The organism is Armatimonadota bacterium, assembly GCA_035527535.1.
Classification (GTDB): domain Bacteria; phylum Armatimonadota; class Hebobacteria.
Genome location: DATLAK010000067.1, coordinates 1 through 26722, shown reverse-complemented (window position 1 = coordinate 26722; position 26722 = coordinate 1). Strand labels below are relative to the sequence as shown.

Genomic DNA, 26722 nt, shown 5'->3' with positions numbered 1-26722 from the left:
CGAGGGGTAAGGAACAGATGGTTAGGGCCCCGCAGACCCGTGTGTACCTGTCGCTCGGCTCCAATCTCGGCGACCGCCGCGCGAACCTCAAGCGCGCTCTGCGCGAGCTCGCCCAGACCCCGGGGTTGACGATATCCAGCGCGTCGCGGGTGTATCGCAGCGCTCCGGCGGAAGTCACCGATCAGCCCGAGTTCCTGAATCTGGCGGCGGAGGCGCGAACGAGCCTGCCGCCGTGCGACCTGCTGCAGGCGGTCAAGCGCATCGAACGAGAGTTGGGGCGCCCCGACCGGTCGGGGCGCTGGGGGCCGCGGGTCATAGACATTGACCTGCTGCTCTATGACGGCGTGCAGATGGAGACGCCGGAGCTGACCCTCCCCCATCCGCGCATGTGGGGGCGGGGGTTCGTGCTGGCGCCGCTGGCGGAGATCGCGCCCCAGCTGACGATGCCCGACGGGCGCCGGGTGACCGACATCGCCGACGCCATGGCGCAGGAACAGGACGTCAGTGCAGACCTTTAGGTACGAAGCCAAGGCCACCACCGGCGATATCGTTCGCGGCAGCGTCGAGGCCGAAACCGAGCACGGCGCGGTCGAGCGGATCCGGGAGATGGGGTACTGGGTGCTGCGCGTCAAGGGGGAGCGCGCGCGCCCGGCGGTAACGTGGTACCAGAACCTCGCGCGGGGTTACTTCTCCTTCATCCTCCATCGCGTCAACACCAAGTCACGCGCCATCTGGTACCGCTCCTTCTCCAGTCTGCTGGGCGCGGGCATCAACGTGCACGAGGCGGCGCTCACCCTCGCGCAGCGCACGCGCAACCGCACCCTGCGCCGGGTCGCACGCGAGATCGCCGAAGCGGCCGAACGCGGACGGCCGATGTCCCCGGTGCTGGAGCGCTATGCAAGCACCTTCCCCCTCTTCGCCCGGGCGCTGGTGGAGACGGGCGAGGAGACCGGCCTGCTCAACGAGACGATGGAACAGTTGGCGGCCTTTTACGACTCGATGTACGAGCTGGAGATGGCCTTTCGGATTGAGACGTTCTACCCGAAAGCCGTATTGCTCCTGTTCATCCTCATCCCCCCTATCATCCCGGCGGTCGCGGGATCGAGCGGCGCCGGCCGGCTGGTCTTCGACTGGCACGTTTACCTGCAGACCATTCTCCACAGCATCGGCCTGTGGGTGGTCGCGCTGGTCGGCTTCTGGTTCCTGTGGCGGCTGCTGATGCAGGCGCCGCCGCTGCACCAAGGCTGGGATCGCGCCAAGCTCCTGATCCCGTGGATCGGGGGCATCGTGCGGCGCACCGCCCTCGTGCGCTGGGCGCGGGCGATGGCGATGCTGATTCGCGCGGGGGTGCCGCTGCGGCGCGCCCTCGCCGCCGCCGCGGCCGCCACCGGCAACGAAGCCATGGCCGCCTCCCTGCAGCGGGAGCTTCCGCGCGTGATGTCGGGCGAGTCCTTGAGCGCGGTCATGGCGCTGTCGCGCGAGTTCCCCGAGCAAGCGATTGACATGGTCGCCACCGGCGAGCGCACCGGCGAAATTGACAAGATGCTCGACAAGCTGGCCGACTACTTCCATGCCGAGGCTACCACCTCCGGTAAGCAGACGGCGGTCATCGCCGGCGTCGCGTTCTACCTGCTGGTGGCGGTGATGGTCGGCATGTTCGTCATCAGCTTCTGGATCGGCTACTTCAGCGGCCTCGGCGACCTGCTGTCGGGCGCCGGAGAAGGGTTCTGATCCGACGCGCCGCCCCGGCGTCATGCTTGAGGTTCAGCAGCCGTGCAGATGGTCGCCACAGTCCAAGCGCTTCGCGTGTTGCTGGCCGCGCCCCGCGGCGCCGGCAAGACGATCGGATTGGTGCCCACCATGGGTTCCTTCCACGACGGGCATCTCTCCCTCATGCGCGCTTCACGCGAGCGCGATGACGTGGTGGTGGTCAGCCTCTTCGTCAATCCCACGCAGTTCGGCCCCGGCGATGACTACCTCGAATATCCGCGCGACCTCGAGCGCGACGCGCGCATGGCTGACGAAGCGGGCGCGCACCTGCTGTTCGCGCCGCCCGAGGATGAGATGTATCCGCCCGGTGACGCGACGTTGGTCGAGGTCACGGGGGACTTGACCGACCGCCTCTGCGGGGCCTTCCGGCCCGGCCATTTTCGCGGGGTGGCGACGGTGGTGGCCAAGCTGCTGGGCATCGTTCAGCCGCACCGCGCGTATTTCGGCGAGAAGGACTACCAGCAGCTCATGGTAGTGCGCCGCCTGGTGGCCGACCTCCACCTGCCGGTCGAGATCGTCGGCGTGGCGACGGTACGGGAACCGGACGGCCTGGCGATGAGCTCGCGCAACCGCTACCTGTCGCCGCCCGAGCGCGAAGCCGCGACTGTGCTCTACCGGTCGCTGGCGCAAGCCCGGGAGCTGGTGCGCGCGGGGGTCCGGGAGGCGGGGGAAGTGCTCGCCCGCGCGCGCGAGACGATTGTCCGGGAGCCGCTGGTCAAGCTGCAGTATCTCGAAGCGGCGGACGCGGGCAGCTTGGCCCCGGTCGAGCGCATCTGCGGGCCGACGGTGCTCGCCCTCGCCGCATACGTGGGTAATACTCGATTGATAGACAATGTCATCGTAGAAGGGTGAGCGCTCGCGGGGCGCGAAACTACCACCTGGGAATGGCGATGCCGTTACTCAACCTCTACAAGTCGAAGATCCACCGCGCAACGGTGACGGACGCCAATGTCGCCTATGCCGGCAGCGTCAGCATTGACGAGGAGCTGATGAAGGCAGCCAACATCCTGCCCCACGAGCGAGTGCAGGTGCTCAACTACAGCAACGGCGAGCGCCTGGAGAGCTACGTCATCGTCGGCGAGCCGGGTTCCGGCACCGTCTGCCTCAACGGCCCGGCGGCGCTCAAGGGTCAGATCGGCGACAAGGTGACGCTCATCGCGTACGCCTGGCTGACGCCGGAGGAGGCACGCGACTGGCAGCCGATCGTGGTGCGCGTGGATGACCGGAATCACGTCACCGACATCATCGTCGGCGAGTCCGTGGAGCGTGCGGGCGATGGCTGACGTGCCCGCGACAGGCCCGTGACCAGCGTTATCGCCGATACGGCCGACCGCCTGCTTGCGCGCATCGAGAAGCTGCGTCGCCGGTGTCGGGCCGTCATCCTCGCGCACAACTACCAATTGGGCGAAATCCAGGACCTGGCGGACATCACCGGCGACTCGCTCGATCTCAGCCGCCGGGCGGCGCTCGTTGACGCCGACGTCATCGTCTTCTGCGGCGTGCGCTTCATGGCCGAGACCGCAGCGGTGCTGGCCCCCGACAAGCTCGTGCTCCATCCGGAGCCGCGCGCGGGCTGCCCGATGGCCGACATGATCACCGCCGCCGAGCTGCGGGCACTCAAGGCCGAACACCGCGGCATGCCGGTGGTGGCCTACGTCAATACCTCGGCGGAGGTCAAGGCCGAGAGTGATTACTGCTGCACCTCCGCGAACGCCGCGCGCGTCATGGAAGGGATTAGCGCGCAGGAGGTAATCTTCATTCCCGACCGCAATCTCGGAATGTGGGTGCAACGACATACCAGCAAGCGGCTGCTGTTGTGGCAGGGGTACTGCCCAACTCATGATCGCATCACCGTCGAGCACGTGCGGGCGGCCCTGAGTCAGCACCCGCAGGCGGAGGTCATGGCCCATCCGGAGTGCCGGCCCGAGGTGCTCGACCTCGCCCACCACGTGCTCAGCACCGGGGGCATGATCCGCCGCGCGCGCGAGAGCCCCGCCCAGACGATGATCGTGGCGACCGAGGTGGGGCTCATCCACCGGCTGCAGCGGGAGGCGCCGGGTAAGCGCTTCGTGCCGGTGACGCGGCTGGCGACATGCCCCAACATGAAGCGCATCACCCTGGAAAAGATACTGTGGTCGCTGGAGGACCTGTCCGGGCGGGTGGAGGTGGCCGCCGAGGTGGCGGCGCGCGCCCGCACCGCGCTCGAGCGCATGCTCGAGGTATCCTAGCTCGCAGCGGATGCATCATGGCCAGCTATGACAGCGCAAGCTTCGGCCCCTTCATGCGCGTGGGGGTGGTCGGGTGCGGGACCGTGGGACGAACGATCTGCCACGCCCTCGACGCCGGCGCCGTCCACGCCGGCCTCGCCGCGGTCTGCGACACCCATCCCGACAAGGCGCAGAGGCTCGTCTTCGAGCTCAAGCGCCCGATTCGTTCCATGTCGCTCAACGGACTGGTCGCCTCGGTGGACCTGGTGGTGGAAGCCACCAACCGCCACGTCGCCCCCGGGGTCATGATGGCCGCGCTCAACGGAGGCAAGGACTTGCTGGTAACCAACGTCGCCGCCTTCTTCGCGCGCGACGATTTCACGCGCCTGGCCTACGAGCGCGGCCTCAATCTGTTTGCCGCCAACTGCCTGCTCGCCGGCGCAACCACGCTCAACACCGCCGCCGTGTCTCCCGAAGCGCGGGCCAACCTCACCGTCACCTGTCCGCGGTCGGTGCTCGCCGACGCGCCGTTTCTGCGCGGCCGCGAACTCAAGTCCGCAGACGAGCCGCAGGCGGTCTTCCAGGGCGAAGCGGTGGATGCGATGGCCGCCTTCCCCGCGGTCGCCAACCTGATAGCTCCAGCCGCCATTGCCATAGGCGAGGGGGAACTGCTGGTGCGAATCCATGCCGGCGGCGACAGCGGCTTCACCGATATCGAGCTCGCGGTCTCGGCCGCGGGGCAGGAGACCACCAGCCGCGTGCGCGTGCCGGCCACGGCCACGGAGGCGATCCATCCCGAGGTGGTGGGAAGAGTCGCCGTCGGCATCCTGCGATCACTGGTCACTCCCTTGCGAGTAGTGTGAGACAGATGACAGCTCCCACGCCGGCCATGGTAGTCGAAATCGTGCGACGCGCCTTGCGCGAGGACCTCGGTCGCGGTGACATCACCAGCCAGGCGGTGGTGCCTGCCGCCGCCCGAGGGTCGGGTGTGGTCGTCGCCCGGCAGGCCGGAGTCATCGCCGGCCTCGAGGTCGCGCGCATGGCTTTCCACGAGGTTGACTCGCGAATCGAGGTCAGCGTTCTGGCGGCCGACGGCGACGCGCTGCCGGCGGGAACGGCGCTGGCCGAGGTCGCCGGCTACACGCGCGCCCTGCTGGGGGCCGAAAGGACCGCCCTCAACTTCCTGCAGCGCATGTCGGGCATTGCGACGCTCACGCGCCGCTACGTTGATGCCGTCGCGGGTACCACCGCCCGCATCCTCGACACCCGCAAGACCGCCCCCGGCCTGCGCTGTCTCGACAAGTGGGCGGTTGCGCTCGGGGGCGGCGCCAATCATCGCTTCGGCCTCTTCGATGGCGTGCTCATCAAGGACAATCACCTGCGGCCGGCGGGAGGCATTGCCGCCGCGGTGGCAGCCGCGCGCGCCGATGTGCCCCACGGGATGAAGGTGCAGGTGGAGGTCGAGACCCTGGCGCAGGTGAAAGAGGCCCTGGAGCGCGGCGCCGATGCCTTGCTGCTGGACAACATGAGCCGCCAAGACCTGCGCGCCGCGGTCGAGCTTGCGCGCGGGCGCGCGCTGACCGAAGCGAGCGGAGGCGTGACCCTGGAAACGGTTCGGGCAATCGCGGAGACCGGGGTGGACCTTATCTCTGTTGGTGCGCTCACCCATTCCGCGCCGGCGCTGGATATCGCCCTCGAGATCGCGTAGTCATCTCTCGCGCCCGTACGCCCGAGCGGCGATGACCGGAGATGCCGAGTTGAGACCTGATCTGTCATCTCTCCCCCCCCGCCCGCCGCTGGGAGCCCGCGTCATTCGGCTCGAGGTGGTCCCCTCCACGAGCGATGTCGCCAAGCAACTTCTACGCGCCGGCGAAGCCCACGGCACGGTGGTGGTCGCCGCGGAGCAGACCAGCGGGCGCGGGCAGCGTGGGCGCCGTTGGGCTTCTCCCCGCGGCGGCTTATGGGCGTCGCTGCTGACGCGCCCGCGCGGCCTGCCGGCGACGCGCGCGGGAGTGCTCAACCTCGCGGCTGCGGTCGCCGCGGCAGAGGCGGCGGCATCGGCGGGGGCGGCGGTGACCCTGAAATGGCCCAACGACCTGGTGGTTGACGACCGCAAGGTCGGCGGAGTGCTGGTCGAGACCGCGGCTGCCGGCGACAACCTGCGCTGGGCGGTGATCGGCGTCGGCATCAACGCCAATGTGCCGCGCGACGCACTGCCGCCGCGGCTGCGCGCGGTCGCGACCTCCCTGCACGAGGCGGCAGGCCGCGACATCCCACTCGATCAGCTCCTGCGCGAGCTGTGCCACAGCATGCAGAAGCTGCTGGAGCAACTGGAGAGCGGCGCCGATGGAGAGATCTTGCGCCGGTGGCGGGCGCTCGACACCACCCCCGGCCGCCTCGTCCGCACCTGGTCGGACGGCCTCGCGCGTGGACGCGTGCAGGGCATTGACGATCAGGGGCGACTGCTGATAGACAGCGCTGGCGGAATCCTGGTCGCCACCTCCAGTCACGGCCTAGTGATCGAATGAACGGCGAAATTCGCTACCGGCGGGCGGCGGTGGGCGATGTGCGCGCGATCGCGGCGATGGAGCGGGGCTACTTCGGTCGCCATGCCTTCGGGCCGGGCATGCTGTTGTACCTGCTGTGGCACGCCGGCGACGGCTTCCGCGTGGCCGCAATCGAGAGTGAGGTCGTGGGCTACGCGGTGGTCTGTCGCAGGTCGCTGCGGCGCGGCCACGCGGAGCTGTCCACCTTCGCGGTGCGCGAGGATCTGCGCAACCGCGGGGTGGGTTCGCAGCTGATGAGCCAGGCGTTAGCGCATCTGGCGGCAGCGAAGGTCAAGCGCGTGAACCTGCAGGTGAGCGTACGCAACTCGGCCGCATGTCGGCTCTACGAGCGGTTTGGCTTTCGCGTCGCGAGCACCCTGCGGGGCTACTACGGCGGCGGCGAGGACGCGTGGCTGATGGTCTGCTCCCTGGAGGGGCGAGGGGCCCGCGAATAGGGGGCGCCGTCTCCCAGTGCGGGCGGCACCTTTTCGTCGTCCTCGTCGTCAAATTGCCGGTTGAGGCGGCCCAGGTGTTCCTGCTCTGGCAGGCGAAGTCACAGTTGACTGCTGCACGAGGAGGGTCAGGATGACGAAACGTTGGGCGCTATTGGTCACGGCCCTGCTTGCACTGGGGCTGTCTGGGGGCTGCCAGGACAAAGATGACGTAGATCGCCGCCGGCTGCTCGCCAGCGTCAGCGGCCTGATGACAGCCTGGGCGCGGGAGGACCCGGCGTTGCTCGAGCGCTACATCTCCGAGGACTACGCCTTCGACGAGCAGAGCAAGGCCGATCACATCGCCGCCATTGCCGCCGATTTCCCGGACCTGAGGGATTTCCGCCTCGCGCGCCAGCAGCTCGAGATCATATCCCCCAACCTGGCCTCGGTGCAGGTTGAGTTCTCGGCGCAGCTTCTCGCCGACGTCGCGGCCCTCGATCACCCGACGCCCATCCTGGCGTGGGCGCCGAGCGTGAACGCCCTCGACCAGGTGTGGATCAAGGACTTCGATGGCGTGTGGAGGCTGGCCGCGGAATACCTGCAGCGGAGCTGGGTGGTTGACGACACCCCGGTCATCGGCTCCTTCTCGGTGTCGCCGGGCGACCAGATTCGGCCCGGCGATACGGGAGCGTTCACCGCCGTCGCCTCCGCCGCCAGCAACTCGCACCGCGTTGCCCTGTGGCCGGGCTGCGACGCCGCCCAGTCCTTCAGCCCCGACTTCGCGTTCGGCTTCGGCGTCGCCACCTACGACGGCGACATCACCATGCGCAGCGACGCCTTCGGCGAGTACTCCTTTGCCGTCATCGGGCAGACCGATATCCCCGGCTCGCCCCGCATGTTGGGGCGAATGCTGCGCGCGGTATACATCGTGGTGTCAGACCGCGCCGGCCGTGCGATCATCGGCGGCAAGACCGTCCCCGGCAACACGCAGAGCGTCTTCCGCCGCATGCGCATCCACCGCGCAGCCGGGCGCTACCGGGAGCCGCGCCCGGGGGCGGCTCCGTGAGCGCCGGCGTCGGTCTCACCGATACTCACGCCCACCTCACCCACCCGGACTTGTGGCACAGCCGCCTCGGCTGTGCTCCCGGAATCACAGGCGAGGGCGCCTGTGCCACATCCGCGCCGATAGCGCGGGCCGCCGCCGCCGGCGTGGGGCGCATTATTACCGTCGGCTTCGACCTTGCCACCAGCGCCAGCGGCGCCCGCCTGGCGGCGACTGATGAGCGCGTGTGGCACGCGCCGGGGATCCATCCCCACGATGCCTCGTGCGTGGGGCCGGAGGCGCTGGCCGAGCTGCGCCGCCTGGCGACTCTGCCGCGAGCGGTCGCCATCGGCGAGACCGGCCTCGACTTCTACCGCGACCGCTCCCCGCGTGACGCGCAAGCCGCCGCCTTCCGCGCGCACCTGGCCCTGGCCGCGGAGCTCGACCTGCCCGTAATCGTGCATTCGCGCGACGCCCACCAGGAGGTGCTGGCGATCTGGGCTGAGGGCGAACGCCGGCGCGGGGTCCTGCACTGTTTCTCCGGTGACGCCGATATCGCCCGGCGCGCGGTCGAGATAGGGCTCTACATCGGCATCGCCGGCCCGGTGACTTTTCGCAGCGCTGAGCGCCTGCGCGCCATCGTCCGGGGCCTGCCTCGCGAGCGCGTGCTGCTGGAGACGGACTGCCCCTACCTCGCCCCGCACCCGCACCGCGGCGAGCCCAATGAGCCGGCATACCTGCCGCTCATCGCCGCGGCGGTCGCGCAGTGCTGGGGGGTGACGGCGGCGGAGGTGGCCCAGATCACCACCGCCAATGCCGCCGCGTGCTTCCCGGAGTTGGCGGGCTAGCGATCACCACCGGCGGCCTCTAGCTCGGCCCGGGTGCGCTCGACCAGGCCGATCAGCCGCTCCAGCTTGCCCCCTGGAGCCGGCTCCAAGGCCGCTCGCAGTTGCTCAGCCGTGAAATGCTCGGCCAGGAACGCGAGCGCCTCTATGCGCCCCTGCCAGCAGCCGACCACGAGCTTGCACGGCAGGCCGCGGTTGGCCCGCCGGCAGTAGTTGAATGTCACCGGCCCGCCTAATTGCAGGCAGCGGATCCCCTCACCATCGTGCCGCTCCAGGGAGCTCATGTCTGTGGCTCGCCCTCGGTGATGCGCGCGCCCTGGGACAGCGCGTCGGCAATCATGCGCGCGGCGTCGGCCACGCCGCTGGGCAGGTCCAGCTTCACTCCCAGGCGGCCGAGCAGATAGCTCAGCTCGGCCAGGGTCGGCTGCTCCAGGCCCACCTTCTCCAGCAGTTCGCGCTGCGCGAAGGTCTGCTCCGGCGTGCCCTCGAAGATGACGCCGTCGCGGCAAACGACATACACGCGATTGGACACCAGGGGAACGATGTTGACCTCATGGGTCGTATAGACGATGGAGAGGCCGTGCTCGTCGTGCAGATGATTGAGCAAGTCAATCATCTCGTGCTTGCTGCGCGGGTCGAGGCCCTCGAAGGGCTCGTCGAGGATCACCAGCTCGGGGCGCGTGACCAGCGCCCCCGCCAGGGCGACCTTGCGTTTCTCGCCGCCGCTGAGGTAGTGGCAGACGCGATCGGCGAGGTGAGCGATGCCCAGCTCTGCCAGTACCTCGTCCACCATCTCCCGCACTCGCGCCGACGGGTAGCCGTAGTTGCGCGGAGAGAACGAGACATCGTCGCGGACGGTGGGAGCGATGATCTGCTCCTCGGCGTTCTGCAGCACGACGCCCACGCGCTCGCGGATGCGCGCGTAGTCGCGCGCGGGGTCCACCCCGAAGACGTCCACCTCGCCCTCGTGCGCGCGCAGCAAGCCGATGATGTGGTGCAGCATGGTGGACTTGCCGCCGCCGTTGGGGCCGACGATGGCGACGCGATCGCCGCGGTCGACGACCATGTCGAGGCCACACAGGTGCACCGCGGTGCGGTCGGGATAGACGTGGCGTATGCAGCTAACCTTGACTATGCGTTCCATCGGGTCACGATCGCCGCCGCCAGCGCCGCCGCGCCCAGCAGTATCGGCGCGGCATCGGTGGCGAGCGAGTTCCACGACCGCGCCGGCGCCGCGATGCGGTCGCTGTAGCCGCGCACGATCATAATATCGTACTGGCGCTCGCTGCGGTCCATGGCGTGAATCAGCAGCTTGCCGAGCGCGAGCGAGAGGTTGCGCAGGTTGGTCGCCGGCCGCCGCAGGTTGACCCCGGAGCGCACCCGCGTCGCGGTCACCATTTCCCCCGCCATCTCCGCCAGCGTGAAAAGCGAGCGATAGGTCAAGAACAGCGCCTCGCCGACGATGCGCGGTAGCACCCGCGACAAGAGGCCGAATACCCGTGGGTAGGGCGTCGTCGCCAGCAGCGCCACTAACGTCAGCGCGGCGGTCAGGGCGCGCCCCAAGATCAACGCCGGCGTCTGCCACGTCCCATCCCACGCGCTGACGACGAACAGCGCGACGAACACGACCGGATAGGCGCCGATGGTCATGACCCGCAGCGGCGGGACGCGCGCCACCGCCAGCAGCGCGACCAGCGTCAGGTACAGCGCCGCCAGCAGCGGCAGATAATCGCCGATGACCACCGCCGCCAGCAGCAGCGCGCTCATGATGAGCTTGGCCGCCGGCCCGGCGCGGTGCAGGAAGCTGCGGCCCGAGGTCGCCCAGTAGTCTATGACGGCGATGTCAAACCCGCTCATAGTCCGGCGCCAACCCCACCAGGTCCGGCTTCACTCGCGCCGCGAAGCGCACCACCAGGCCGGTGACGACGCTCTCCACGATCCACCCCAGCGATCCCAACCCCAGCACCAGCCACGCGAACCTGCGCAGCGACAGCTCCGCGTATGGCGCCCCCGCGTGCAGCGGTCCCAGCCCTCCCGCGTGCGCGCGCTCGCCGAAGCTGGTCACCTCGCCCAGGTGTACGAGGCCCGCCTGGGGCGAAGCCAGAGCGATGATGCCAAGCATGACCGCGGCGCCGACCACCATCGCCGGGAACGCCGCGGCGCCTGCTGCCGGCCCCGGCGCCAGCGCTCGCTTGAGCACGCGGAACAGCGCCCACGCGGTCAGCATCTCGCTGCCCAGAATCAGGGTGTTGAGGCCGACAACGGTGATGCCGCCGTGGCCCACCAGCGCCAGCAGCAGATTGACGATGAACGCCGCGATGACGCCGGACGCGGGGCCCAGGACGATGCCGGCGAGGGCGGCAAGCTGCACGTGGTAGACCGCCGGGATCACCGGCACGCTCATGGAGATGATCATGAAGGCGGCGATCATGGACAGCGTGGGCAGGCGGCGGCGAAAATCCGCGCCCGCGGCGACGCGCGCCGCAATGGCGATAAGCACACCGGCAAGGGCAAGCCCGCCCGCCCACAGCCATAACGGCAAGACGCCGTCCGGCAAGTGAAGATGAGTCACGTCCGCCTGCACCGACCACAGTGATGATGAGCACGCGAACCGTCGGCGCCGGTGGACTATTATGCGCCTGGGGCGCGATATCCTGTCGCCGTTGTTCGGGGACCGTCCCCCGCCGCCGAGCGCATCGCTCCAGCTCAGGGCCTGAAGCGACGGTCCCCGGCGGTCTTACCCCTCCTGCTCCTCGTACTGGCGCCGCAGCATCTCCACCACGGTGGGATCGGCGAGGGTGGTGGTATCGCCCAGAACGCGGCCCTCGGCGATGTCGCGCAGCAAGCGGCGCATGATCTTGCCGCTGCGCGTCTTGGGCAAGCCGCCGGAAGGCTTGCTGGAGACGGAGCTCCCGGGATCTTGCAGGTTTCCTTGACAGCGAAAAACCCAGCCTGCTATCATGCACGCGGTCGGTTATCCTCAACGGCGAGGCCCTGCCGTAAACCACGCCAGGTAGAGGCACATGTCCGAGGGCTATAACGTTATCGTCGTCGGTCGTGGAGCAGTCGGCAAGGAGTTGCTGCGGGTGCTGGCGCAGCGCAGCTTTCCCGCTTCGCGGGTCACCGTGCTTGCCACCAGCGCCGGTTCCGTGGAGGTGGACGGCCGCGCTTATGAGGTGCGCGTTGCGGCGCCGCAGGAGTTCGACGGCTGCGACATCGCCCTGTTCGCGGGCACCGAGGGCGAGCAGGGCGCCGCCGTGCTCTATGCCCCGGAGGCGATCCAGCGCGGTGCGGTGGTCATTGACAACGGCAACGACTTCCGCATGGATCCGCGGGTGCCCCTGGTGGTGCCCGAGGTCAATCGCGACGCCCTGCGCGGCGACCATCATCTGGTTGCCAACCCCAATTGCTCGACTACTCAGATGGTGGTGGCGCTCAAGCCCTTGCACGACGCGGTGGGGATCAAGCGCGTCGTGGCGGCCACCTATCAGGCCGCTTCGGGTGCCGGGGCGGGCGCGGTGGCGCAGCTCGAGGCGGAGATGGCCGCCCACGTACGCGGTGAGCCGATGCCGCCCCCCGACAAGATGCCGCAACGCCTGGCGCTCAACGTCTTCCCCCACATCGGCAGCTTCGACGACGATGGCTACTGCTCGGAGGAGGTCAAGCTGGCGCGCGAGACCCACAAGATCATGGGCGATGACTCGATTGCGGTGACCGCGACCGTGTGCCGCGTGCCGGTGGGCAACGTCCACTGCGAGGCGATCAACCTGGAGCTGCGGCAGGAGCTGACTCCGGCGCGGGCGAAGGAATTGCTGGCGAACTTTGAGCCCTACGGCGATGGGTATCGCCCGCTGCGAGTGGTGGACGCTCCGCGCGAGGGTCGCTACCCGATGCCGGCGGAGATCAGCGGCTCCGACGAGGTGTACGTGGGGCGCATCCGGCGCGACCTGACGGTGGAGCACGGACTCAACCTGTGGGTGGCGGCCGACAACCTGCGCAAGGGCGCCGCGCTCAACGCGGTACAGATCGCGGAGCAGATGGCGGTCATGGGACTGCTGCCGAGGTAGGGCCAGTGAATGACATCAGCGAACAGGCGGCGGTCAACGTCGTCGTGCAGAAGTTCGGCGGCACCTGCACCGAGCCCGAGCACCAGGCGCTGGCGGCTGAACGCATCATGGAGTGCCGCGATCGGGGGCTATGGCCGGTCGCGGTCATATCGGCCATGGGGCGCGAGGGGCAACCCTACTCCACCGCCGAGCTGGTCAAGCTCGTGCGCCAGATTCATCCCAAGATCCAGCCCCGCGAGCTCGATCTCTTGATGTCGTGCGGGGAGATCGTCGCCACCGTCGCCATGGCCCACCTGCTCAAGTCCAAGGGCTACGATACCATCGCCCTTTCCGGCGGCCAGGCGGGGCTGATCACCGACTACTACCACGGCCACGCGGAGATCATTGACATCCGTCCCGACGAGGTGCTCAAAGCGCTGCAGGAGGGGCAGATCGCCTTCGTTGCCGGCTTCCAGGGAGTGACGCCCGAGCGCCACGTCATTACCACCCTCGGCGAGGGGGGCAGCGACTATACGGCGGTCGCCCTCGCCGTCACGCTGGCGCGGACGCCCACTCTGCCTTTTGGCGATGAGCTGCGCGTGGCGCCGCTGGAGATCTTCAAGGACGTGGACGGGGTCATGACCGCCAACCCCAACCACTTCGACCGGGGGCAGGGCCCGGCGGCGCTGGCGCGCCTGACTTACGACGAGATGGTTACCATGTCCGCCCTCGGCGCCGACGTCCTGCAACACAGCGCGGCGGTAATGGCGCGCAAGCACGGCCTGTCGCTGGTGGTCAAGAACTTCAAGACCGACACCCCTGGCACCGAGATCTCGCCCGCCACCGGTCATGCAAGCGGACGGCTGGTGACCGCGATCGCCGACATCCCCAACCTCATCTTGTTCGCGGTGCGGGCGCGCGACGGCCGGCTGGCGGGGCAACTGAGCGGAGCCATGCGCAAGGAACGCATCCTCCACTACCCGGTGTCCGGAGACGCCGAGCACGTGCAGTTCGCGGTCAAGCGCGCCAAGTACCGCGACGTGGTCTCGATTATCGAGCATCTGCTGTTCGACCGCGACATCACCGCGGAGTTCAGCGCGGACGCCTGGGGGCTGGTTTCGACCGTCGGCGAGGGTCTGCGCGGCCATGCCGCACAGGTGCATGCCGAGGTCGAGGAGGTGCTCGAGCAAGCCGGCGTGCCCGTCTTCGGTTCCACCGAGGGCGACCTGCACATCTCCTTGCTGGTCAAGGAGGCGCAGCGCACGCAGGCGGTGCGCGCACTGCATCAGCATTTCATCGCCTGAGCTCCCGGCGCAGGAGGACGACATGGCCAGGGCTCGCTTCGCCGGCATTCACATACCGCTGGTCACTCCCTTCCGGGAAGGCGAGTTTCATCCGGCGACGATGGCGGCGCTCATTGACCGCTTGATCGCGGCCGGCGTCAACGGCATCGCTCCCTGCGGCACCACCGGCGAATCCGCCACCCTCAGCCATGACGAGCATCGGCGCGTGGTGGAGTTCGCGATCGCGGCCACCGGCGGGCGCGCCCTCGTCATCGCCGGCACCGGCTCCAACAGCACCGCGGAGGCGATCGCCCTCACGCGCCACGCGCAGGCGGCCGCGGCCGACGCCGCGCTCGTGATCTGCCCCTACTACAATCGCCCCACGCAGCGCGGGCTGATCGAGCACTTCCGCCGCGTCGCCGACGCCGCCGCGCTGCCGATCATCATGTACAATATCCCCAAGCGCACCGGCGTCAACATGGAAGCCGCCACCACCATCGAGCTCTCTCGCGTCCCCAATATCGTCGGCATCAAGGAGGCCAGCGGCGACCTCGAACAAATCATGGAGATCATCGCCGGCACCGAGGACTTCGACGTCCTCACCGGCGACGACGCCCTGCTCTACCCGCTCTGCGCTCTCGGCGCCCACGGCGGCATTGTCGCCGCCGCCCACGTCGCGACCGAGCAGTGGGTACGGCTGTGGCGGCACCTCGCCGCCGGCGAGCTGGCGCCGGCGCGACAACTGCACTATCATCTCCTGCCGCTGGTCAAAGCGTTGTTCTATGAGAGCAACCCCAGCCCGGTCAAGGCGGCGTTGGAGATGCTCGGTTTGCCGGTCGGACCTCCCCGGCTGCCGCTGCTGCCGGCGACCGAAGGATGCCGCCAGGCGCTGACCAGGGAACTGGGGCGACTGGGTTTGCTGCCGGGGGGCGGACGTGAGTCAGGCGCCTAGCCAGCTCCTCGATGCTGTGCACGACGAGATCCGCTCCTGCCGCGCATGCCGACTGTGGCGCGGCCGCACCCACGTCGTCCCCGGGCACGGTCGCCCCGATGCGGACATCATGCTCGTGGGCGAGGGACCGGGCTATCACGAGGACCGACAGGGCGTGCCCTTCGTCGGCGCCGCCGGGCGCTTCCTGGACGAGCTGCTGGCAGGCGCCGGGGTCGCGCGCGAAAACGTCTTCGTTACCAACGTCGTCAAGTGCCGCCCGCCCAACAATCGCGACCCGCAACCGGATGAGATCAGCGCCTGCGGTGAGTATCTGCTCGCCCAGATCGCCCTCATCAAGCCGCGCGCCATCTTCACCCTCGGCCGCTTCGCTCTCGCCACCCTCGTTGACCCTAACCTGGCCTCGATCTCGCAGGTCCACGGCAAGGCTTACCGTAAGAGCGGGATTATCTACGTTCCGCTTTATCATCCCGCCGCCGCGCTGCACAACGAGCGGCTGCGCGACACCATCATCGCCGACATGGCGCGCGCCTGCGCGTTGCTGCGCGAGGAACTGACCGACACCCGGGAGCCGCCGCCATCGCCACCGCACGTCAAGCAGCTCGGGCTCCTGGATGCGCAGTAGCGAGGATGTATCCGGTCGCCGGCCGCCGGTCGGCGCGGGGGGCGGCGTCGGCTCGACGGGCCTTTCTCGCCGGGAGTCCAGCTAGGAGGCAGGTCATGGCGCTGAAGCGCGCACTCAATCTCGTCACCATCCGCGGGGCGCCTCTGCCGCGGCAACTCGAAGTGGCGCGCGCCGCGGGCTACGACGGCGTCGGGCTGTGGGTGAGCGAGGTGGATGCCGTCGGCGGCGCGGAAACGGTTGCAGCCATGCTGCGGGAGCAGCGCCTGGTGCCCGCCGAGCTGTGTTTCGTCGCCGGCTGGATGTACGCGGAGGAAGGGCAGCTTGCGCGCGTGCGCGCGCAAGCGCGCCACGTCTTCCAGGTTGCGCAGACGCTGGGGTGCGAATGCGTGGTCGCCTGCGCTGCAACCGAGCGCGGCGACATCACCGACGCCACCCGCGATTTCGCCGACTTGTGCGCGCTGGCGCAGCCGTTCGGCGTCAGCGTCGCCTTGGAGTTCATCGGCGCGGCGCAGCAGGTCAAGGACCTGCGCACCGCGTGGCAGATCGTTGACACGGCGGGGGCACCTAACGGCGGCCTGCTGCTGGATACCTTCCACTTCCACAAGGGCGGCTCAGAGCTGGCGGATCTCGAGCAGGTGCGCGCTGACCGCATGCTGATGGTGCATATCAGTGACTGCCCCGAGATTCCCCGCCAGGACCTCGAGGACCGTCATCGCATCTTCCCTGGCGCCGGGGTCATCCCCTTGGAGCCCATCGTCGCCGCGCTCGTGGATAAGGGCTACCGCGGCTGCTTGTCGCTCGAGCTCTTCAACGAGCAGTACTGGGCGGCGGAGCCATACCTGGTGGCCAACGAGGGCATGCGCTCCCTGCGCCATGCCGGGCTCTAGCTGCGCCACCGGTTAGCCCGATTGCGGCGACGGCGCGCCGTTGCCCTCACCACCCAGGGCGGCGAGCACCTCGGCGTCGTCCGCCGCGCCCAGCCGCTGCGCCTCGTCGTCACCCGCCAGCGGCACCAGCGCGTGGATGCGGTCGCGGCTCAGCGCCATGAATGGCACCTCACGTTGCTCGCCATTTCCTCCCAGGCCGGTGACGCGCGCGTCGGTGAGCGCGATGAACTCCCGCTCTTCGGCGTTCAGGGCATCCAGCAAGCGCATCCCCACCGGGCAGTGGAAATCGGCCTCGATGCGCAGGCTATCGGTGGTTACGAGCACGCGCCGGCGGCACTTGGGCAGCTCGACCAGGTGGATGAAAACGGGGCAGCTCACGCAGCGCCTGCGGTTGACGTCGCAGCACGCGGTGACCGGATAGTCGAAGCAGCTCCTGGACTCCTTGAAGGCCTGGCAGCGGTACTTGGAGGCGCCGCAGTTGATGAGCGTCCAGCACCCCGTCCGCAGCACCTGACGGAACTTGCTCAGCGCCTGCTCGAACTCGTCGGAAACCCTCAAGGCGGCCGCTCCGGGCGCGCCGGTAGCGAGCGCGCCCACAGACGTTATTCCACGTTCGGGCGCTCACCTTATACGCCCGGCCGCCGCGGGTGCATGATCTGCTCACGCGTAAGCCGGCGCCGGCACCGCTGCGCCTGCGCGCTGACGCCATCGAGGCGCTCCCGGGCGAGGAGCACTCTACTTGATGTCGGCGCTGCCGCCCGCGCCCTCGATCTTGGTCTTGATGGCCGCCGCCTCTTCCTTGGTCACGCCTTCCTTGATCGCCTTGGGCGCGGACTCGACCAGGTTCTTGGCCTCGGTCAAGCCCAGCGGGGTCACCTCGCGCACGGCCTTGATCACCTGGATCTTCTTATCCCCGAACCCAGTGAGGATGACGTCGAAGGTCGTTTTCTCTTCCGCTGCCGGCGCCGCCTCTGCGGGCGCCGCCGCCGGCGCCACCGCCGCCATCGGCGTCACCCCGGTGCGCTCCTGCAGCAGCTTCGACAACTCCACCATCTTCAGCACCGACCAACCCAGGATCTCGTCGGCGACTTCGCTCACTTCCATCTCTTCCTCCTGTCGCGCGGCCGCCTAGGCCGCGGCTGATTCCTTGTGCGTCGCAATCGCCTCAAGGCCGGCTGTGAGTTCGCCCACCGCCGCCTCCAGGGTCATCATCAGGCTCGACACCGGCGCCTCCAGGCTGGTCATGAGCATCGCCAGCACACCGTCGCGTCCGGGCATGGTCGCCAGCTCCTTCGCGGCCGACGCCGGGTAAAGATCGCCTGCCATCATGACGCTTCGCACCTGGGGCAGCCCGTGCTGGCGTGCGAACGCCAGCAACGCCTTGGCCGCCGCCGCCGCCGCGTCATCCCCCGGCGCGAAGACGATCGCCGTCGGCCCCGACAGCGCCTCCGTCAGCGCCCCGACTCCGGCGTCGTCGGCGGCGCGCCGCATGAGGGTGTTCTTCACCACCAGGTACTGCGTGCCGGCATCACGGAGTTGACGACGAAGCTCGCTCATCGCCTTGACCGCCAGCCCCCGATAGTCAGTGACGATGACGGCCCCGCATTCCCTGAGCCTGGCCGCCAGGTCAGCGACTGCGGCCTCCTTCTCTGGTCGCGCCATGATCTTTCTCCTGTGCTCCACGCATACGAAAATCCCCCGCCCAGGCGAGGGATTGGCGGCGCGTGGTCGCGCTGCGATTCCGCTCACCTCGGCAGGCGGGGCGGTCACGCCCCCTTAGGCTCGCGCACCTGCTGTCTCGGGTGTGCTCACGCGGTCCGGTTGTCGAGTCGCGCCGCCGCGGCGGCCGCGAGGTAGCGCCTGCTCATTCCGTCGCGGACGCGACCGCGGTCGCATCCACGACGTCAAGATTCACCCCCGGGCCCATGGTGGACGAAATGGTGATCTTGCGAACGTACTGGCCCTTGGCCGTCGGCGGCTTGGCCCGCAGCACCGCGGAAACCAACACCGCGAAGTTCTCCCGCAGGCGTTCCACGCCGAACGACACCTTGCCCAGCCGCGCATGGACATTGCCCGCCTTGTCCATCCGGAACTCGAGCTTGCCGGCCTTGAGCTCGCGGATAGTCTTACCGATTTCGTCCGACAGGGTTCCCGCCTTGGGGTTGGGCATCCGCGGCCCCAGTCGCTTGCCGAGCTTGCCTACGATGCTCATCATGTCGCGCGTGGCGACCAGGATATCGAAGTCCTTCCACCCGCCCTCGATGCGCTGCACCAGGTCCTCGGCTCCCACCACGTCGGCGCCGGCCGCCGCCGCCTCCGCCGCCTTTTCGCCCTTGGCAAACGCACCCACCCGCACCGACTTGCCGGTTCCGTGAGGCAGAACGACCGTGCCCCGCACCATCTGCTCGCCGCGGCGCGCGTCCACCCCCAGGCGAAGCGCAATGTCCACCGTCTCATCGAAGCCGCCACGGCGGCCGTCGTACACTAGGGCGAGCCCTTCATCCACCGCGTACAGGCGCTCGCCGTCAACCCGCTCGGCGGCTGCCCTATAGGTTTTCCCACGCCTACCCATGGCTCAACTCCCGCACCGTTCTAGTCCACCACCGCGATGCCCATGCTGCGCGCCGTGCCCTCCACCACCCGCATCGCGCTCTCGAGGTCGTTGGCATTGAGATCGCGCAGCTTGGTTTCTGCGATCTGGCGCACCTGCGCCCGCGTCACCTGGCCCGCCTGCTCGCGCCCGGCCGCTCCCCCGCCCTTTTCCAGGCCCGCCGCCTGGCGCAGCAATTGGGCCGCCGGCGGCGTCTTGAGGACCAAGGTGAACGAGCGATCCTCGTAGACCGTGACCTCGACCGGCACCACGCTGCCGACCTGCGACGCGGTCTCGTGGTTGTAGGCCTTGATGAATTCCATCAAGTTCCTGATGTGGGGCGCGAGCGCCGGCCCCACCGGCGGCCCGCCGGTAGCCTTTCCCGCCTCTATCTGCAGCTTCACTACGGTCTTGATCTTCTTAGCCATGACTCGCTAACCGGTCTATTGCAGTTTCTCGACATCGGCGAAGTCCACCTCCACCGGCGTATCCCGCCCGAAGATGGAGATCAGCAGGGTCAGCTTCTCTTTGGCGACATTGATATCCTCAATGCGACCGTGGAAGTTCTCGAACGGCCCCGAGATCACGCGCATCATGTCGCCGCGCTCGAAGGCCACCCGCATGCGCGGGGCCTCCTCGCCGCCCAGCGTCGCCAGGATGCTGTCGATCTCCTGCCGCTCCAGCGCCACCGGTTGCCGGCCGGGCCCGATGAACCCGGTAACGCCGGCGGTGCTGCGCACAAGGTGCTGCGTCTGGTCGTCAAGCTCCATCTCGATGATAACGTAGCCGGGGAACAGCTTGTGCTTGCGCACCTGGCGCTTGCCGCGCCTGGTGCCCCGCAGTTCCTCCTCCGTCAGCACCAGGATGCGTCCGAGCTTGTCGCCCAACCCGTGGGCGACAGCGCGGCGCTCGATGCTCGCCTTCACCTTGTTCTCATGCCCGGTGAACGTGTGCACCACGTACCACCGCTTTCCGCGCGCAGGCTCCATGCTGATGGGGGCGGCGATGCCCTCGTCCGGCGCTTGCGCCTGCTCGTGTTCCTGGTCGCTCATAGTTTCCGCGGGCTAGAGATTGAACAGCGGGTGACTCAGTTGCGTCAGCACCAGGTCGCAGATGTAGATGAACAACGCGACGACCATGATGACGGCGACCACCACCAGGGTGAACCTGATAGCCTCCTCTTTCGACGGCCACAGCACCTTCTGCAGCTCCAGCCAGGCCTCCACTAGGAACTGGCGGATGCGCGCTACCACCGACGGCCGCCGCGGCCCGGCGGCGCTCCGCTTTGAGATTGCCGATCCCGACGCCAATTCAACCGACTCCCTTGCTGCCTTCCGAGCGCCCCACCTACTTCGCCTTGGCGTTGATGCCCGTCTCGCGGTGCGGGGTGTGGCGCTTGCAGCTCGGACAGAACTTGCGCAGCGTCAAACGGTCGGGGTCGTTGCGCTTGTTCTTCACCGACGTGTAGTTGCGACGCTTGCACTCCGTGCACGCAAACCAGAAGCCGCGGTCTTGCGCCCGTCCTTGCCTGGGCATGACAGCCTTTCCCTACTTTATGATCTCGGAGATGACGCCGGCGCCCACCGTGTGCCCGCCCTCGCGCACCGCAAACCGCAGCCCCGGCTCCATCGCGATCGGCTGGATCAGCTCCGCGGTGATGGTGATGTTGTCCCCCGGCATCACCATCTCTACCCCCTCCGGCAGATGCATCACCCCCGTCACGTCCGTCGTGCGAAAGTAGAACTGCGGCCGGTAGCCGCTGAAAAACGGCGTGTGCCGCCCCCCCTCGTCTTTGCTCAAGACGTACACTTCCGCCCTGAAGTCGGTGTGCGGGGTGATGCTCCCAGGTATCGCCACCACTTGCCCCCGCTCCACGTCCTCCCGTTCGACTCCCCGCAACAGCAGCCCCACGTTGTCCCCCGCCGTCGCGCTCTCCAGGCTCTTGCGGAACATCTCGACGTCGGTCACCACCGTCTTGCGCGCCGCCGCCGCCAAACCCACGATCTCTACCTCCGTCCCCCGCTGCAGCGTCCCCCGATCAACCCGCCCCGTTACCACCGTCCCCCGCCCGCTGATGGTGAAGACATCCTCGATCGGCATCAAAAACGGCTTCTCGGTGTCGCGCTGCGGGGTCGGAATGTAGTCGTCTATCGCATCCAGCAATTGCCAGATCCCGCCCCCCCACTCGCTGTCGCGCTCCGCCTGCTGCGTCTCCAAACACTTGAGCGCGCTCCCCCGCACCACCGGAATCTCGTCCCCCGGAAACTCGTAGCGCGTCAGCAGCTCCCGCACCTCCAGCTCCACCAGGTCCACCAGCTCCGGGTCGTCCACCATGTCCGTCTTGTTGAGAAAAACCACGATCGACGGCACCTGCACCTGCCGCGCCAGCAGCACGTGCTCCCGCGTCTGCGGCATCGGCCCGTCCGCCGCCGATACCACCAGCACCGTCCCGTCCATCTGCGCCGCCCCCGTGATCATGTTCTTGATGTAGTCGGCGTGCCCCGGACAGTCCACGTGCGCGTAGTGGCGCTTCTGCGTCTCGTACTCGGCGTGGAAAATGTTGATCGTCAGCCCCCGCTCCTTCTCCTCCGGCGCCGAGTCAATCCGCTCATAGGCCAGATGCTCCGCAAACCCCTCCTTGCTCAGCACAAACGTGATCGCGCTGGTCAAGGTCGTCTTGCCGTGATCCACGTGCCCAATGGTGCCAATGTTCACGTGCGGCTTCGTCCGCTCAAACTTCCGCTTGCCCATGATCTCGCTCCCAGTTGATCTCGATGGCGCCCCGACCTGTCGGGGCGAAGTATTGCCCCCGACCGGTCGGGGGCCCACCGTCTTCTGCCGCTATGCGTGCACCGTATGTGCGAGCAGTTGATCCGCGATCTGCGCGGGAACCTGCTGGTAGTGTGATGGCTCCATGGTATAGGTGGCGCGCCCCTGGGTGAGCGAGCGCAAGGCGGTGGCATAGCCGAACATCTCGGCCAGGGGCACCAGCGCGCGCACGGTCTGCGTCCCGCCCGGGCTTGGCTCCATGCCCTGGATGTCGGCGCGACGGCCGTTGAGGTCGCCGATGACGTCCCCCAGGCGGTCCTCGCCCACCACCACCTCCACCTTCATGATCGGTTCCTTGAGCATCGGCTGCGCGCGCCCGGCGGCATCGCGAAAGGCCATCGCCCCCGCGATTTCAAACGCGATCTCGCTCGAATCCACCTCGTGATAGCTGCCGCCGAGCAGGGTCACCTTGACGTCAGTCATCGGGTAGCCCGCGAGCACGCCGCCCTCCATCGCCCCCCGCACCCCCCGCTCCACCGCGGGGATGAACTCCTTGGGGATCTCGCCGCCCGTGACGCGGTTGTCGAATTCGATTCCTCCACCGGGAGCGGGCGCGACCCGCAGCGTGACCTGGCCGTATTGGCCGTGGCCCCCGCTCTGGCGCACGAACCGGCCCTCGCCCTCGGCGGTGCCGGTGAGCGCCTCGCGGTAGGACACCTGGGGGCGGCCGACACTGGCGGCGACGTTGAACTCGCGCAGCAGGCGATCGACGATGATCTCGAGGTGCAGCTCGCCCATGCCGGAGACGATGGTCTGGCCCGTGTCCTGGTCGACGCGCAAGCGGAAGGTCGGGTCCTCGCCGGTAAGCCGCGCCAGCGCCTCGCTCAGGCGCTCGCGATCGGCCTGGGTGCGCGGCTCGATGGCGACGGAGATTACCGGCTCCGGGAAATGGATGCTCTCGAACACCACCGGCTGGTGCTCGTCGCACAGGGTATCGCCGGTGGCGACGCCGTTGAGACCGACGGCGGCGACGATGTCGCCGGCGTGGATCTCGGCCAAATCTTCGCGGTGATTGGCGTGCATGCGCAGGATGCGGCCGATGCGCTGGCGGCGGCCCTGGTTGGCATTCAGCACCTGCTGCCCCTTGCGCAGGGCGCCGCTGTAGGCGCGCAGGTAGGTCAAGCGGCCGACATACGGATCGGAGCGAATCTTGAAGGCGAGCGCGGCGAATGGTTCGTCATCGTCCGCGCGGCGGGTGACGGTCTGGCCGGTGGCGGGATCGAGCCCCTGCACCTCCGGTACCTCCAGCGGCGACGGCAGGTAATCCACGATCGCGTCAATCAGTGGCTGCACGGCCTTGTTGCGCAAGGAGGCGCCGCACAGCACCGGCACCATATTGTAGCGCAGGGTGCCGATGCGCAGCCCGGCGCGAATCTGCTCCGGGGGCAGCTCGCCACTGTCCAGATAGCGCTCCATTAGCTGCTCGTCACTCTCCGCCGCCGCTTCCAGCATCGCTTCGCGGAAGCGCTGCGCGCGCTCCATCAGCTCCGGCGGGACCTCGCGCTCCTCCACCGTGGTGCCCGACTCCTCGGGGTAGTAGAGGGCGCGCATGCGCACCAGGTCAATCACGCCCTGGAAGTCGGCCTCCGAGCCGATAGGTAGCTGCACCGCCACCACCCGGCAGCCCAGGCGCTGGCGCATGCCGTGCAGGATGCGATGAAAGCCGGCGCCCGCGCGATCGAGCTTGTTGATGTAGGCAACGCGCGGGACGCGGTACTTGTTGGCCTGGCGCCAGACGGTCTCGGACTGGGGCTGGACGCCGCCCACGGCGCAGAAGATCGCGACCACGCCGTCGAGGACGCGCAGCGAACGCTCCACCTCCACCGTGAAATCCACGTGGCCGGGGGTGTCAATGATGTTGATCTGGTGGTCGCGCCAGAAGCAGGTGGTGGCGGCGGAGGTGATGGTGATGCCGCGCTCCTGCTCCTGCGGCATCCAGTCCATGGTTGCCGCCCCCTCGTCCACCTCGCCCATGCGGTGCACCTTGCCGGTGTAGAACAAGATGCGCTCGGTGGTGGTGGTCTTGCCCGCGTCTATGTGGGCGGCGATGCCTATATTTCGCGTCTTGTCTAGCGGAAAATCGCGTGCCATGAGCGAATCCCGATCAATCCGGCCGGCTCCCGCTACCGCCTGCGGTAGGTCGGCGTAATGCAGACCGTCGCCGGACTGTCGGCTCGCGGCACGCGAACCATTGCCGGCCTACCAGCGGTAGTGGGCGAAGGCCTTGTTGGCTTCCGCCATCCTATGGGTATCCTCTCGCTTCTTGACCGAAGCGCCCTGGCCGTCTGCGGCGTCCATCAGCTCCGCCGCCAATCTGCCATCCATAGTCCGGCCCGCCCGCCCGCGCGCGCTCTGGATGAGCCAGCGCATGCCCAGGTCCACGCGCCGCGTCGGGCGTACCTCAATCGGCACCTGGTAGGTCGCGCCCCCCACCCGGCGCGGCCGCACCTCCAGCACCGGCATGGTGTTGCGCAGCGCCTGCCCGAACACCGCCAGTGGATCCTTGCCGCGCCCGCCAATGATCTGCAGCGCCCCGTAGAATATGCCTTCCGCGGTGCTGCGCTTGCCGCGCAACAGCAGCTTGTTGACGAACTGTGTCACCAGCCAGCTGTTGAACAGCGGATCCGGCCTTACTTGTCGGCGCGGTGCAGGGCCCTTTCGCGGCATATCCGGTGACTCCTACCTCTGCCTGAGACGCGCGAAGTGCAAGGCACGCCTGGCTGGGTCGCGCCCCGCACTTCCGCCGCCGATTACTTGGGCCGTTTGGCCCCGTATTTTGACCGCCCCTGCCGGCGCGCCTCGACGCCGGAGGTATCCAAGACCCCGCGCACGATATGATAGCGAATCCCGGCGAGATCCTTGACGCTTCCGCCGCGGATGAGGACTACCGAGTGCTCTTGCAGGTTGTGCCCTTCACCGGGGACGTAGGCGGTGACTTCGATGCGATTGGTCAACCGCACGCGGGCGACCTTGCGCAGCGCCGAGTTGGGCTTCCTTGGGCCTACAGTATATACGCGCGTGCACACCCCCCGCTTGAGCGGACCCGGCACCCGCACGTACCTGCGCCGCTTGGTGTTGAAGTTCCACCCCAGCGCCCAGCGCACGGTCGGGCGCACCCGCGTCTGCTGGCGCTTGCGGCCCTTTCTGACTAGCTGATGGATAGTCGGCAACCGCTTTCACCTGTTGCGGGAGTTGCGCTCCCCCCCGCTTACCATAACGAAGCGCGGACGCTTGCATCCGTGCGAGACGGATTCACATCCGCGCAACGAATTGTAATTATAGCGACCGCCTGACTCTCTGTCAACCCCTCCGCCTGGGGTTTTCCCGCCTGAGAACCTCGCACCGCGTGACTCGCGTCCGGGCGCCGGCCTATGGCAGGCTCGCGACCCGTCGGCGCCGCTCGCGGCGCGCGCCACCAGGGGCATGGATGGTATCACATCGCTGCTCATCCACACAAGCCCCGGCGCACGGCACAAGGGAATCAGTTCACACCCCGCGCGTATCCGTCCATCCCTTGACCAGCCGGGGGAGCACGTCTCGTCGCCTCTTCCCGTTTGCAGGGGGTGGGGGTGGCAGTCGTTGGCGCAGCCGTGAGGGCTTTGCTGGAAAACGCTAGAACGCCCGGCGCACGGCTTCCTGCCACAGCGCGAGCTTGATGTTGGCCTCGGCCTTGGCGGCGAGGTCGGCGAGGGTGGCATGGTGGAACTCGGCGTCACCGGGCAGGATGGTCAGCAGCGTCGCTCCCCGCCCCAGCACCAGCGCGCGGTTCGGCGCCACAACGCTGCGCACCTCGTACATGCGCAGGTCATCGAACACCAGCCGGTTGAGCGCGGCGGCCGCCTGCGCCGCGCGCTGTAGCGGTGTGAGGTCGCCGTCCGCCACCGCCGGCTCGAAGACGGCGAAGTCGTCGAGGGTGACGCGTCCGATGGTGCGACCGTCCCGCTCCACCGCTTCCGAGGTGGTGGTCAGGGTCCCCAGCACCGGGCGCGCGTTGGTGGGCAGCCCCATCGCTTGCAGCTGCCGCAGAGTCGCGCGCGCGCGCTCCTCGGGGTAGGGGTGGGTCTGGAAGATGCCGAGCTCGACGTTGGGGTGGGTGAGCTCCATGCGCGCCAGCCCCTCCACCACCGTCAGCACCGCCACCGGGTGGTAACCTGCCCGCCGCAGGTAGATGACAGCGTTGGCGTCCGCTTCCAGCTCCGCCTCGCGGCTGTAGCCGCTGAGCAGCCCCGTGCGCACCAGCGAGGCGACGATGATCACGTTGCCGGGATCAACATTCTTGCCCGCCAGCACCGCCGCCAGCACCGCCAGCGCCGCTTTGTTGTTTATCTTGGCCTCGCGGCGGGCGAGCTCGATGCCGTGGCCGAGGGCGACGTGGGCCATCTCGTGGGCGATCACCGCCGCCAGCTCGTCCTCGGATTCCACCGCCTCCAGCAGCGATTGGGTGATGTAGATGTGGCCTCCGGGCAGGGAGAAGGCGTTGATGCCGCCACGCGCCAGGAGCTTGGCCTGGTAGTCGATGGCGGGGCGCTGGGTGTAAGGGCGCAGGCACGCGACGATCCGGTCAAGGCGCTCGGCGGCCGCGGGGTCGTCCGCGACCTGGAGCTCCTTTTCGATCTCCTGGGCGGCCTGCTTGCCCATTTCCACTTCTGCGGGAGTGGCCTGGCCGCCC

The 26722-nt window shown here is 68.4% G+C and carries 33 protein-coding genes and 1 pseudogene; 16 read left to right on the top strand and 18 right to left on the bottom strand.

What is annotated here, in order from left to right; all coding sequences use genetic code 11:
• The first annotated feature begins 17 nt into the window (after positions 1–17).
• The 11 genes from folK (at position 18) to VM221_04300 (ending at position 8847) form a co-directional block, all read left to right on the top strand.
• Complete coding sequence (gene folK / locus VM221_04350) at positions 18–518, top strand: 2-amino-4-hydroxy-6-hydroxymethyldihydropteridine diphosphokinase (GenBank protein ID HUT74051.1); 501 nt, start codon at positions 18–20, stop codon at positions 516–518.
• On the top strand, positions 505–1731 hold the full coding sequence (locus tag VM221_04345) for a type II secretion system F family protein (protein HUT74050.1): 1227 nt from the start codon (positions 505–507) through the stop codon (positions 1729–1731). Before folK ends, VM221_04345 begins: the two co-directional genes overlap by 14 nt.
• A gap of 42 nt (positions 1732–1773) precedes the next feature.
• Positions 1774–2622, top strand: coding sequence for a pantoate--beta-alanine ligase (panC, locus tag VM221_04340; GenBank protein ID HUT74049.1), 849 nt, complete (start codon positions 1774–1776; stop codon positions 2620–2622).
• 38 nt (positions 2623–2660) lie between these two features.
• Entirely contained in the window at positions 2661–3053 is a 393-nt protein-coding gene (panD, locus tag VM221_04335; protein HUT74048.1) for an aspartate 1-decarboxylase, read from the top strand.
• 18 nt (positions 3054–3071) lie between these two features.
• The gene (gene nadA, locus VM221_04330) at positions 3072–3998 is read left to right on the top strand and encodes a quinolinate synthase NadA (protein ID HUT74047.1); all 927 of its coding nucleotides are present in this window, start codon (positions 3072–3074) and stop codon (positions 3996–3998) included.
• 17 nt (positions 3999–4015) lie between these two features.
• The gene (locus tag VM221_04325) at positions 4016–4840 is read left to right on the top strand and encodes an aspartate dehydrogenase domain-containing protein (GenBank protein HUT74046.1); all 825 of its coding nucleotides are present in this window, start codon (positions 4016–4018) and stop codon (positions 4838–4840) included.
• 5 nt (positions 4841–4845) lie between these two features.
• On the top strand, positions 4846–5685 hold the full coding sequence (nadC, locus tag VM221_04320; protein HUT74045.1) for a carboxylating nicotinate-nucleotide diphosphorylase: 840 nt from the start codon (positions 4846–4848) through the stop codon (positions 5683–5685).
• Between the two features lie 49 nt (positions 5686–5734).
• On the top strand, positions 5735–6505 hold the full coding sequence (locus VM221_04315; protein HUT74044.1) for a biotin--[acetyl-CoA-carboxylase] ligase: 771 nt from the start codon (positions 5735–5737) through the stop codon (positions 6503–6505).
• Entirely contained in the window at positions 6502–6978 is a 477-nt protein-coding gene (locus tag VM221_04310) for a GNAT family N-acetyltransferase (protein ID HUT74043.1), read from the top strand. Before VM221_04315 ends, VM221_04310 begins: the two co-directional genes overlap by 4 nt.
• A gap of 130 nt (positions 6979–7108) precedes the next feature.
• Positions 7109–8023: a hypothetical protein gene (locus tag VM221_04305; protein HUT74042.1), complete on the top strand. Its 915-nt coding sequence runs from the start codon at positions 7109–7111 to the stop codon at positions 8021–8023.
• A complete protein-coding gene (locus VM221_04300; GenBank protein ID HUT74041.1) occupies positions 8020–8847 on the top strand; it encodes a TatD family hydrolase in 828 nt (275 codons plus the stop codon). Before VM221_04305 ends, VM221_04300 begins: the two co-directional genes overlap by 4 nt.
• Here the strand turns inward: VM221_04300 and VM221_04295 are convergent.
• The 5 genes and pseudogenes from VM221_04295 to VM221_04275 form a co-directional block, all read right to left on the bottom strand.
• Complete coding sequence (locus VM221_04295; GenBank protein HUT74040.1) at positions 8844–9128, bottom strand: hypothetical protein; 285 nt, start codon at positions 9126–9128, stop codon at positions 8844–8846. The genes VM221_04300 and VM221_04295 overlap by 4 nt on opposite strands.
• Positions 9125–9988: an energy-coupling factor ABC transporter ATP-binding protein gene (locus VM221_04290; protein HUT74039.1), complete on the bottom strand. Its 864-nt coding sequence runs from the start codon at positions 9986–9988 to the stop codon at positions 9125–9127. The genes VM221_04295 and VM221_04290 overlap by 4 nt, the downstream gene beginning before the upstream one ends.
• Positions 9976–10701, bottom strand: coding sequence for a CbiQ family ECF transporter T component (locus VM221_04285; protein HUT74038.1), 726 nt, complete (start codon positions 10699–10701; stop codon positions 9976–9978). The genes VM221_04290 and VM221_04285 overlap by 13 nt, the downstream gene beginning before the upstream one ends.
• The gene (locus VM221_04280; protein ID HUT74037.1) at positions 10688–11416 is read right to left on the bottom strand and encodes an energy-coupling factor ABC transporter permease; all 729 of its coding nucleotides are present in this window, start codon (positions 11414–11416) and stop codon (positions 10688–10690) included. The genes VM221_04285 and VM221_04280 overlap by 14 nt, the downstream gene beginning before the upstream one ends.
• A gap of 165 nt (positions 11417–11581) precedes the next feature.
• Positions 11582–11725, bottom strand: a pseudogene (locus tag VM221_04275) (hypothetical protein).
• Positions 11726–11867: 142 nt separating this feature from the next.
• On the opposite strand from VM221_04275, the gene VM221_04270 reads away from it, so the two are divergent.
• The 5 genes from VM221_04270 (at position 11868) to VM221_04250 (ending at position 16634) form a co-directional block, all read left to right on the top strand.
• Positions 11868–12911: an aspartate-semialdehyde dehydrogenase gene (locus VM221_04270; GenBank protein ID HUT74036.1), complete on the top strand. Its 1044-nt coding sequence runs from the start codon at positions 11868–11870 to the stop codon at positions 12909–12911.
• A gap of 5 nt (positions 12912–12916) precedes the next feature.
• On the top strand, positions 12917–14194 hold the full coding sequence (locus VM221_04265) for an ACT domain-containing protein (GenBank protein ID HUT74035.1): 1278 nt from the start codon (positions 12917–12919) through the stop codon (positions 14192–14194).
• 22 nt (positions 14195–14216) lie between these two features.
• Positions 14217–15125, top strand: coding sequence for a 4-hydroxy-tetrahydrodipicolinate synthase (gene dapA, locus VM221_04260; protein ID HUT74034.1), 909 nt, complete (start codon positions 14217–14219; stop codon positions 15123–15125).
• On the top strand, positions 15109–15747 hold the full coding sequence (locus tag VM221_04255) for a uracil-DNA glycosylase (GenBank protein ID HUT74033.1): 639 nt from the start codon (positions 15109–15111) through the stop codon (positions 15745–15747). The genes dapA and VM221_04255 overlap by 17 nt, the downstream gene beginning before the upstream one ends.
• Positions 15748–15842: 95 nt before the next feature.
• A complete protein-coding gene (locus VM221_04250; protein HUT74032.1) occupies positions 15843–16634 on the top strand; it encodes a sugar phosphate isomerase/epimerase family protein in 792 nt (263 codons plus the stop codon).
• Between the two features lie 12 nt (positions 16635–16646).
• Here VM221_04250 and VM221_04245 read toward each other — a convergent pair whose 3' ends face one another.
• The 13 genes from VM221_04245 to VM221_04185 form a co-directional block, all read right to left on the bottom strand.
• Positions 16647–17192: a hypothetical protein gene (locus VM221_04245; GenBank protein ID HUT74031.1), complete on the bottom strand. Its 546-nt coding sequence runs from the start codon at positions 17190–17192 to the stop codon at positions 16647–16649.
• Between the two features lie 177 nt (positions 17193–17369).
• Positions 17370–17738 (bottom strand): 50S ribosomal protein L7/L12, encoded by a 369-nt coding sequence (rplL, locus tag VM221_04240; protein HUT74030.1) that lies wholly within the window; start codon positions 17736–17738, stop codon positions 17370–17372.
• Between the two features lie 24 nt (positions 17739–17762).
• Complete coding sequence (rplJ, locus tag VM221_04235) at positions 17763–18296, bottom strand: 50S ribosomal protein L10 (protein ID HUT74029.1); 534 nt, start codon at positions 18294–18296, stop codon at positions 17763–17765.
• A 202-nt stretch (positions 18297–18498) separates the two neighbouring features.
• Positions 18499–19206, bottom strand: coding sequence for a 50S ribosomal protein L1 (gene rplA, locus VM221_04230; GenBank protein ID HUT74028.1), 708 nt, complete (start codon positions 19204–19206; stop codon positions 18499–18501).
• A gap of 20 nt (positions 19207–19226) precedes the next feature.
• The gene (rplK, locus tag VM221_04225; GenBank protein HUT74027.1) at positions 19227–19652 is read right to left on the bottom strand and encodes a 50S ribosomal protein L11; all 426 of its coding nucleotides are present in this window, start codon (positions 19650–19652) and stop codon (positions 19227–19229) included.
• A gap of 15 nt (positions 19653–19667) precedes the next feature.
• On the bottom strand, positions 19668–20276 hold the full coding sequence (nusG, locus tag VM221_04220) for a transcription termination/antitermination protein NusG (protein HUT74026.1): 609 nt from the start codon (positions 20274–20276) through the stop codon (positions 19668–19670).
• A 12-nt stretch (positions 20277–20288) separates the two neighbouring features.
• Complete coding sequence (gene secE / locus VM221_04215; GenBank protein ID HUT74025.1) at positions 20289–20477, bottom strand: preprotein translocase subunit SecE; 189 nt, start codon at positions 20475–20477, stop codon at positions 20289–20291.
• A 94-nt stretch (positions 20478–20571) separates the two neighbouring features.
• The gene (rpmG, locus tag VM221_04210; protein ID HUT74024.1) at positions 20572–20760 is read right to left on the bottom strand and encodes a 50S ribosomal protein L33; all 189 of its coding nucleotides are present in this window, start codon (positions 20758–20760) and stop codon (positions 20572–20574) included.
• Positions 20761–20772: 12 nt separating this feature from the next.
• Positions 20773–21975, bottom strand: a complete 1203-nt coding sequence (gene tuf, locus VM221_04205) for an elongation factor Tu (protein HUT74023.1) — start codon at positions 21973–21975, stop codon at positions 20773–20775.
• 90 nt (positions 21976–22065) lie between these two features.
• Positions 22066–24144 (bottom strand): elongation factor G, encoded by a 2079-nt coding sequence (gene fusA / locus VM221_04200; GenBank protein HUT74022.1) that lies wholly within the window; start codon positions 24142–24144, stop codon positions 22066–22068.
• 108 nt (positions 24145–24252) lie between these two features.
• On the bottom strand, positions 24253–24720 hold the full coding sequence (gene rpsG, locus VM221_04195) for a 30S ribosomal protein S7 (GenBank protein HUT74021.1): 468 nt from the start codon (positions 24718–24720) through the stop codon (positions 24253–24255).
• Positions 24721–24803: 83 nt separating this feature from the next.
• Entirely contained in the window at positions 24804–25223 is a 420-nt protein-coding gene (gene rpsL, locus VM221_04190; GenBank protein HUT74020.1) for a 30S ribosomal protein S12, read from the bottom strand.
• A gap of 442 nt (positions 25224–25665) precedes the next feature.
• Positions 25666–26722 (bottom strand): M48 family metalloprotease (locus VM221_04185; protein HUT74019.1); only part of this gene is annotated, 1057 nt, incomplete at its 5' end.

What these genes read in the sequence shown, in the direction of transcription:
- folK (HUT74051.1), top strand. Translation starts at nt 18, where the DNA reads ATGGTTAGGGCCCCGCAGACCCGTGTGTACCTGTCGCTCGGCTCCAAT.
- panD (HUT74048.1), top strand. Translation starts at nt 2,661, where the DNA reads ATGCCGTTACTCAACCTCTACAAGTCGAAGATCCACCGCGCAACGGTG.
- VM221_04325 (HUT74046.1), top strand. Translation starts at nt 4,016, where the DNA reads ATGGCCAGCTATGACAGCGCAAGCTTCGGCCCCTTCATGCGCGTGGGG.
- nadC (HUT74045.1), top strand. Translation starts at nt 4,846, where the DNA reads ATGACAGCTCCCACGCCGGCCATGGTAGTCGAAATCGTGCGACGCGCC.
- VM221_04310 (HUT74043.1), top strand. Translation starts at nt 6,502, where the DNA reads ATGAACGGCGAAATTCGCTACCGGCGGGCGGCGGTGGGCGATGTGCGC.
- VM221_04305 (HUT74042.1), top strand. Translation starts at nt 7,109, where the DNA reads ATGACGAAACGTTGGGCGCTATTGGTCACGGCCCTGCTTGCACTGGGG.
- VM221_04295 (HUT74040.1), bottom strand. Translation starts at nt 9,128, where the DNA reads ATGAGCTCCCTGGAGCGGCACGATGGTGAGGGGATCCGCTGCCTGCAA.
- VM221_04290 (HUT74039.1), bottom strand. Translation starts at nt 9,988, where the DNA reads ATGGAACGCATAGTCAAGGTTAGCTGCATACGCCACGTCTATCCCGAC.
- VM221_04285 (HUT74038.1), bottom strand. Translation starts at nt 10,701, where the DNA reads ATGAGCGGGTTTGACATCGCCGTCATAGACTACTGGGCGACCTCGGGC.
- VM221_04270 (HUT74036.1), top strand. Translation starts at nt 11,868, where the DNA reads ATGTCCGAGGGCTATAACGTTATCGTCGTCGGTCGTGGAGCAGTCGGC.
- dapA (HUT74034.1), top strand. Translation starts at nt 14,217, where the DNA reads ATGGCCAGGGCTCGCTTCGCCGGCATTCACATACCGCTGGTCACTCCC.
- VM221_04250 (HUT74032.1), top strand. Translation starts at nt 15,843, where the DNA reads ATGGCGCTGAAGCGCGCACTCAATCTCGTCACCATCCGCGGGGCGCCT.
- rplL (HUT74030.1), bottom strand. Translation starts at nt 17,738, where the DNA reads ATGGAAGTGAGCGAAGTCGCCGACGAGATCCTGGGTTGGTCGGTGCTG.
- rplJ (HUT74029.1), bottom strand. Translation starts at nt 18,296, where the DNA reads ATGGCGCGACCAGAGAAGGAGGCCGCAGTCGCTGACCTGGCGGCCAGG.
- rplA (HUT74028.1), bottom strand. Translation starts at nt 19,206, where the DNA reads ATGGGTAGGCGTGGGAAAACCTATAGGGCAGCCGCCGAGCGGGTTGAC.
- rplK (HUT74027.1), bottom strand. Translation starts at nt 19,652, where the DNA reads ATGGCTAAGAAGATCAAGACCGTAGTGAAGCTGCAGATAGAGGCGGGA.
- nusG (HUT74026.1), bottom strand. Translation starts at nt 20,276, where the DNA reads ATGAGCGACCAGGAACACGAGCAGGCGCAAGCGCCGGACGAGGGCATC.
- rpmG (HUT74024.1), bottom strand. Translation starts at nt 20,760, where the DNA reads ATGCCCAGGCAAGGACGGGCGCAAGACCGCGGCTTCTGGTTTGCGTGC.
- tuf (HUT74023.1), bottom strand. Translation starts at nt 21,975, where the DNA reads ATGGGCAAGCGGAAGTTTGAGCGGACGAAGCCGCACGTGAACATTGGC.
- fusA (HUT74022.1), bottom strand. Translation starts at nt 24,144, where the DNA reads ATGGCACGCGATTTTCCGCTAGACAAGACGCGAAATATAGGCATCGCC.
- rpsG (HUT74021.1), bottom strand. Translation starts at nt 24,720, where the DNA reads ATGCCGCGAAAGGGCCCTGCACCGCGCCGACAAGTAAGGCCGGATCCG.